General features: G+C 62.5%; 6 protein-coding genes. 1 reads left to right on the forward strand and 5 read right to left on the reverse strand.

Annotated features, from left to right (window positions below):
• Nucleotides 1-16 precede the first annotated feature (16 nt).
• From HV823_RS23125 to HV823_RS23140, 4 genes are all read right to left on the reverse strand, one after another.
• Nucleotides 17-2,407: a putative bifunctional diguanylate cyclase/phosphodiesterase gene (locus tag HV823_RS23125; RefSeq protein WP_176952035.1), complete on the reverse strand. Its 2,391-nt coding sequence runs from the start codon at nt 2,405-2,407 to the stop codon at nt 17-19.
• A 180-nt stretch (nt 2,408-2,587) separates the two neighbouring features.
• Nucleotides 2,588-3,199, reverse strand: a complete 612-nt coding sequence (locus HV823_RS23130; RefSeq protein ID WP_176952036.1) for a 50S ribosomal protein L25/general stress protein Ctc — start codon at nt 3,197-3,199, stop codon at nt 2,588-2,590.
• Between the two features lie 208 nt (nt 3,200-3,407).
• Nucleotides 3,408-4,601 (reverse strand): benzoate/H(+) symporter BenE family transporter, encoded by a 1,194-nt coding sequence (locus HV823_RS23135; RefSeq protein WP_176952037.1) that lies wholly within the window; start codon nt 4,599-4,601, stop codon nt 3,408-3,410.
• A 142-nt stretch (nt 4,602-4,743) separates the two neighbouring features.
• Nucleotides 4,744-5,310, reverse strand: a complete 567-nt coding sequence (locus HV823_RS23140; protein ID WP_176952038.1) for a Kazal-type serine protease inhibitor domain-containing protein — start codon at nt 5,308-5,310, stop codon at nt 4,744-4,746.
• 102 nt (nt 5,311-5,412) lie between these two features.
• Here HV823_RS23140 and HV823_RS23145 point away from each other — a divergent pair, with 102 nt between their 5' ends.
• Nucleotides 5,413-6,132, forward strand: a complete 720-nt coding sequence (locus HV823_RS23145) for a sulfotransferase (RefSeq protein WP_176952039.1) — start codon at nt 5,413-5,415, stop codon at nt 6,130-6,132.
• 74 nt (nt 6,133-6,206) lie between these two features.
• Here the strand turns inward: HV823_RS23145 and HV823_RS27115 are convergent.
• The coding region (locus HV823_RS27115; RefSeq protein WP_281374129.1) for an Ig-like domain-containing protein at nt 6,207-7,128 on the reverse strand (922 nt) is incomplete at its 5' end.

Genomic DNA, 7,128 nt, shown 5'->3' on the forward strand with positions numbered 1-7,128 from the left:
GTGACCCCCGTTCCTGTCATCGCCTCCCGGCCAGGATGGCCGGCTCGTCCGGTGCCTTACCGCGAAGTCTTTCGATCAGGGAGGCAACGGGAAGCGGTGCGCTGAAATGATAACCCTGGCCGAAGTCGATGCCGATCTCGTTCAGAACCTGCAACTGATGCTCGGTCTCGACGCCTTCGGCGACGACCGTGCAGCCCATCTGGTGGGCGATCATGCAGATGCCCTCGATCAACGTGCGGCTCTTGCGGACAACTTCCGGTGCTGACGTGCCCAGCGCCCTGACGAAAGACTGGTCGACCTTGACGATATCGACGGGAAAGCTGTTCAGATAGCTCAGCGAAGAGTACCCCGTGCCGAAGTCGTCGAGCGCGATCCGGCAGCCTAGCGCGCCGAGCGCATCCATCACCTGGCGGACCGCCGGATTGTCCAGCATCAGCACCGCCTCGGTGATCTCCACCACGATGCGCGACGGCTTTACGCCGTATTGCAGGAGCAGCGAGGCAAGGCGGCTCGGCAGGGCGGCATCGAACTGCAGCGGCGAGAAGTTGACGGCCAGGTAGCAGTCGGAGAAGCCGTCGATTTTCGACAGATCGGCAAGATGGCGGACTGATTTCTCGAAGATGACGTCGCCGACCTTGCCGATCGATCCGTTCTCCTCGGCGACGACGATGATGTCTTCCGGGACGAGGAGGCCTTTTTGCGGATGACGCATCCGCAGCAAGGCCTCGAAGCCCGAGACGCGACCCGAACGAAGATCGTTGATCGGCTGCAGGTGAGCCTCGAACCAATCCTCCCGCAGGGCCTGTTCGATGCACTGCTCGATCTCGAGACGCTTGCGGGCAATGTCGACGATCTCGTCATCGAACAGGCGGGTGCCGTTCTTGCCGTTCCGTTTGCGGGCGTACATCGCCATGTCCGACTTCTGCAGCAGGTCGCCCGCATTCGCCGCATGGTCGGGATAGACGGCGACGCCGATGCTGGCGCTGACGTTCAGACGGCTGCCATTGATGATGATCGGCTCCTTGAGCGCCGAGCATAGCCGCCCGCTCACGTCGAGTGCCAGCTGGACGGCGTCCTGCGAGGTCAGCAGGATTGCGAATTCGTCGCCGCCGAGACGGGCGACGATGTCGTTGAAGCGCAACTGGTTGCGCAGCCTTTCGGCGACCTCGACGAGAACCTCGTCTCCGATGGCGTGGCCGAGATTGTCGTTGATCCATTTGAAACGGTCGAGGTCGAGGAAGAGGCAGGCCAGTTTCTGCTCTTCGGCATTCGCCTTTGTTATCAGGCTGCCCAGGACGGATTCGAAGCCCTGGCGGTTGAGCAGTCCGGTGAGATGATCGGTGATCGCCTGACGGTGATTGCGGCTTTCCGCCTCCTTCAGGCCCGTCACGTCGGTCATGACCGAGAGCGTCGGCTCGGTGCCGTCGGTCTCGACGGATGCGCAGCTTTCGAGGACCAGCACGTCCATCACGCTCCCGTCGGCGCGGTGGAATCGAACGGTGACCTCGCAGATGCCGTTGTCGTCCACGCCGCCGGCACGACGATCGCGATAGACCAGATGGTCGGCGGCGTCGACGAACTCGGTGAAGCTGCGGCCGATGACGGCATCCCGGCTGTAGCCGGTCGCCACCAGCCAATAGTCGCTGACGGCGGCGATCCGGTTGTCCGGATCGATCGTGAACAGCATGGCTGGCGTCTTGTTGTAGATCTCCGTGGTGCGGGCGTGTGCGCGCCTGAGCTCGTTCTCCTCCCGTTCCAGCCTGCTCTGCATCTCGTTGAACGTGCGGGCGAGGTGCCCCATCTCGTCGCTCGACGTCCATTCGACGTGCCGGCGCGACCCAAGCCGCCTGGTTGCCTCGATCGCCGCCGTCAGGCGCTCCAGCGGGCGGATAATGGTCATGCGATTGCCGATGATGGCTGCGACGAACAGCGTTCCGACGGAAAACAGGAAGATCGAGAACAGGGCGATTTCGTCCCTCGCGATGCGCGACATCGTTCCGCGCTTTGCGATCCAGATCTCCGCTTCGCCGACCTTGCGGATGCCCTCCCTGGTCTGGTGCAGGATGTCGGCCGTAACCTTCGACTGGACGCTGTCGGCTGGCGGGGGAGTGGCCGGACGGCGAATGTCGAGCGTGCCGGAGGTATCGCGAATGTGGACATAGCCGATCTCGTCGTCGGCCTGCAGGGCTTTTACGATCTGTTGCGTGCTGTCGTCGTCGAGATCCCACAGGGGCTTGCCAAGCGCCTGAACGTTTGCCCTCAGAAGGATTTCGGTATTGTGCAGCCGCTCGCGTGCGACCCTTTCGGACGAAAGGACCAGAAGCAGGAGGAACAGCGGTGCTACAAGGGCGACAAGTGCGCCGAAGACGATGGCAATGAAGCGGCTTTCGACCGACCGTATCCTCATGCCGCATTCTCCGCAGTCCTGCGCATGGTCGCCCGCATGCCGGTTCTCTTGTCTTGTTGCCCCGGAAATCAGTATTTCATCGATATCTTAAATGTTGCTGAAATGGCTGGCTAAAATAGCGAAAGCCCGCCTTCGTCTCCGAAGGCGGGCTTATGCAAGACAATCCGTCTTGTCTGAAGCTTACTCGGCGCTTGCTTCGCCTTCGGCTTCTTCTTCCTTCGCTGCAGCCGTGCCGACGATCGTGGCGACGGTGAAGTCGCGGTCGGTGATGACCGGGGTCGTGCCCTTCGGCAGCTTGGTGTGCGAGATGTGGATGCTGTCGCCGATCTTGAGGCCTTCGAGGTCGAAGGTGATGGCTTCCGGAATGTCGTTGGCCGGGCAGTGCAGCTCGACTTCGTGGCGAACGATGTTCAGCATGCCGCCCTGCTTGATGCCGGGGGCCTTGTCTTCGTTGACGAAGTGAACCGGAACCTGGACGGTGACGCGGCTGTCGGCGGAAACGCGCAGGAAGTCGACGTGCATCGTGAAGTCGCGGACCGGATCGAGCTGGTAGTCCTTCGGCAGGACGCTGATCTTCTCGCCGTTCACGTCGATCGTGGCAACCGTCGTCATGAAACCGCCGGCGTGGATGCGCTGGGTGACTTCCTTGGTCGACAGGGCGATCGAGATGGGGGCCTTCTTGTCACCGTAGATGACAGCAGGGATAAGACCGTTGCGACGAAGTTCGCGGGAGGACCCCTTACCTACCCGTTCGCGCGTCTCGGCCTTGAGCTCGTAGGATGCGTGGCTCATAGCATGACCTTTCGTAAGTTACTGGAGAGCTTCGCCGGCTGCGGCTTTCGGGCCGGCCGTGCGAAACTTGAGGATTTCGTGAAAGCCTCATCCGCGTTGCCTCCAAGGGTGTCTACGCGGACGGGGGTCGCATATCCGAGAAAGGCTCGAAATGCAAGCGTGGGGCTAAAATCATGGTCGGGCGAAGAATATGCGGCACGGTCGCCCGCTAAACCTTTTTCGCCTTGCGCGCGGCGACGAAGCGACCAACGCCCATCACGAGACCGCCGGCGAGAAGGCCCCAGAAAGCGCCGGATATGCCGCCGAAACTGACGCCTGACGCCGTCGTCAGAAAGGTGAGGGCGGCGGCCTCCCGCGTTTCCGCCTCCTTGAAGGCGTTCATCGCCGAACCTGCGAATGCGCTGATCAGGGCAAGGCCTGCGACCGCCTGGATAAGGATGGGAGGCGCGAGGTTGACGATCGCAGTCACTGCGCCGGCCAACAGCCCGAAAACCACGTAGAAGACGCCGGCATTGATGGCTGCCCAGTATCTGCGGCGGGGATCCGCATGTGCATCCTCGCCCGCGCACATGGCCGCGGTGATCGCCGCCAAGTTGACGGCATGGCCGCCGAAGGGCGCGCTGAGGAACGAGAAGATACCGGTGGCTGCGAAAAGCGGGCCGGGGTTCGGCTCGTATTGGTTCACCTTGAGAACGGCGATCCCCGGAATGTTCTGGGAGGCCATGGTGACGACGAACAGTGGCAGCGCAATGCTGACGAGGCCGGGCAGGTTGAACACGGGTGCCACGATCTCGGGACGGGGCAGCAGGTCACGCGCGATAGCGGAGAATGCACCGTCTGGTATGTCGATGCCGAAGGTGAGCACGAGGGCGAACGCGACAAGCGCAGCCGGGACGGCGAGGAGCCGGTTGAAGGCGCCGACGACTGCCCAGGCGCCAAGGATCGCGAGCCCGAAGGCCGGATTGAACGCCACCGCCTTGACCGGTGCAAAGCACAGACCGATCAGCACGCCGGCCAGCATGGCGTTTGCCAGCGTGGCCGGAATCGCCGCCACCATGCGGCCGAGGGGCTTCCAGAGGCCGGCTACGACGATGAGGGCCGCGCAGATGAGAAAGCCGCCGACGGCAGCCGCGAAACCGCCCTCGACCGCGCCGGAGCTTGCAAGCAATGCGGCGCCCGGCGTCGACCAGGCGATCGATACGGGAAGCCGCGTCCAGGCGCTGAGAACGATGGCGCAGAGGCCCATGGAAATCGAAAGCGCCATCACGCCGGATGCTGCCTGCGCTTCGCTGGCGCCGACGCCCGTCAGGCCATGCAGCACGACGGCGAAGGAACTGGCAAAACCGACGAAGGCGGTGAGAAGGCCCATGAAGAGCGCTTGTGCGGAGAAGTCGCGAAGCATGTGGCACGTTGAAAGAGGTTGGCGGGTGGTAGCTGGTTAGCACAGCTTTCCGGAGATGCGAACGAAATCCGCGCCCGCACGTTGCCAAGGTCGCGGCCTCCGGCTGCGCGCCGCAACAATAGCGGCGCGCAGGAAGGATAGGTCAGCGGCGGCATTCTCCCGTGCCGATGACGCGGAAGCCGTCGTTGCGGGCGGTGCAGGAATTCGGGAACGTGCGCGTCCGGCCACCGCGTTCGGCACAGACGGGGGCATATTCCATCGTGCACATTCGCTGCGTCTCGCGATCCGGGCGCCGGTCCGGCTGGCGGCGACATTCCCCACGTGCAACGACCTGGAAGCCCTGGTTGCGCGCTTCACAGGCGTTCGCAAAGGTCTGCTGGCGGCCGCGGCGCTCTCCACAGACCGGGTTGTACTCGCGCGTGCAGGCCCGGACGTCCGGCTCGCGCCGGCACTCTCCGCGGTGGACGATATCGAAGCCGCGGGTGCGCGCCTCGCAGGCGTTGGACAGCGTCTGCCGCCGTCCGCCGCGATCGCCGCACACCGGCGCATATTCCATCGTGCACATGCTCGGCCCCGGGATCGGTCGGCCGCCACCCACGGGGCCGGGCGATGTCTCGACGGTGCAGGCGGCGAGCAGGGGAATGAAGGCGAGAAGCGCACACAAACGTCTCGCGGGGGTGAAAATCAAACCGAGGCCATCGGCCAGCATGCATAACCTCCCAGAGTACCTATTTGAAATCGAAAATATACTCGACGCAGAAGCCCGTGCATGTTACCGGCAACGTCAAGAGCTATTCAAGACGGTATCGGAATGCACATAGGTCACATCATCATCATCGGCGCGATGAAGGCGGGCACAACGACGCTCTACCATCTGCTTTCGCAGCATTCGAAGGTCACGATGTCGCACAGAAAGGGCTTCAAGAGCACCAAGGAGCTCGACTACTTTCTGGAAGATCGGGAGAAGAACTATGCTCGCTTCTTCAAGCACGACGTTCCCGGCGGCAGCTGGACGCTGGAAGCCTCGCCCAGCTACACGAAAAACTACCTGGCAAACGGCTGTGCCGACCGAATTGCTGCATTGAGCAAGCAAAAGAAGCTGATCTACATCCTGCGCGATCCGATCGACCGCATCGATTCTCACATGTCGCACAATGCGAGCCGGGGACGAAGCATCAATGGCGCGCGAGCCACCCGTGGTTTCGACGATGCTTCCTCTTATTGGAGCCAGATCCAGCGGTTCGACGCTGCCGGGTTTTCGGACTCGCTGCTGCTGCTCGATTTCGACGATCTGTGCAGCGATCCCGTCAACTCGGTTCGCAAAGTGCAGGAGTTCATCGGCCTCGACTTCGAGGAGCCGGCGGATGTTCGCGTTCACAATTCTCGCCGCTCCTCGGGCCGGCTTCTGACCGAAGTGCAGGAGCGGAAGCATTGGGAGAACATCAAGGCCGATGTCGAGGCGCTTGCCGCGAGCGGCCGCTTTGCCGCCGCGCAGAAGTGGATCGATACCTGGTCGGCAAAATTCGGCTGAGCCGTCGCAGGCGAGGCTGACAGGAACCAGTCAGGTCGCGGCCGCGATGACGTGTGCCTGGCCGGCGATGCCGCTCAGAACAGGAAATCCCCTTTCGTCAGGTCGCCGATCTTCACGCCCTTGAGGATCAGGACGTCACCCTTTCCTCCATCGATCCAGACGTCGGTGTCGTGGACGGAGAGATGGTTTTTCTTGAGGTCGGCAAAACTGGTTACGGATTTGAGCCGGGTCAGGTCCAGGATATCGTGTTTGGACCCAGTCGCTGCGAAGTCGGTGATCTTGTCACGGTCATAGCCGGTCTTGAAGACGAAGGTATCAGCACCACTGCCGCCGGTCAAAGTGTCGGCTCCGGCTTTGCCATCCAGAACATCCTTTCCCTTTGTTCCCTTGAGCGTGTCGGCCTTCGAGGTTCCCCGGAAGATGTCGGTCATGTCCGCCACGTTGAAGGTGAGGGTGTTGGGCGTCGGATCGATTTTCTTGCCGCCGTTCGCGGTTCCGCCGTTGTCGATGACCTGGAACTTCATCGACGCGAGCCCCTTGCCGAAGTCGTTCGGAGGCGGCGTGTAGGCGAGCTTGCCGAGATCGGTCGAGATGACGATCTGGCCGGATTTGACCGCCTTGCCGGCAAGGGTCAGGGAGCCTGCAGCCGGGAGGGCTGCAATCTTGACGGCATGGAACGCGTTGCCGTCGATCTTGTCCGAAAAGCCGAAATCGCCCGCTTTGAAGACGTATCGCTTGTCTTCGAGCATGCTGACGATTTTGTTGCTGCCCGAAGGAGCGTCGTTGACGGGCTTGATCGAAAAGCGGAACGCGTTCGGCGTCGGGTCGATGTTGCTGCCGCCATTGGCCGTTCCGCCATTGTCTACGATCTGGAAGGTGAAGGAGACGGGGGCGGTGGCATTGGCAGCCGGCGTATAGACCAGCTTGCCGAGATCGGCTGCGGTGACGATCTGGCCGGCCTTCAGCGCCTTGCCGGACAGCGTCAGGCTTCCCGCG

Origin of the sequence: Mycoplana rhizolycopersici, assembly GCF_013378445.1 — a bacterium.
GTDB lineage: Bacteria > Pseudomonadota > Alphaproteobacteria > Rhizobiales > Rhizobiaceae > Mycoplana > Mycoplana rhizolycopersici.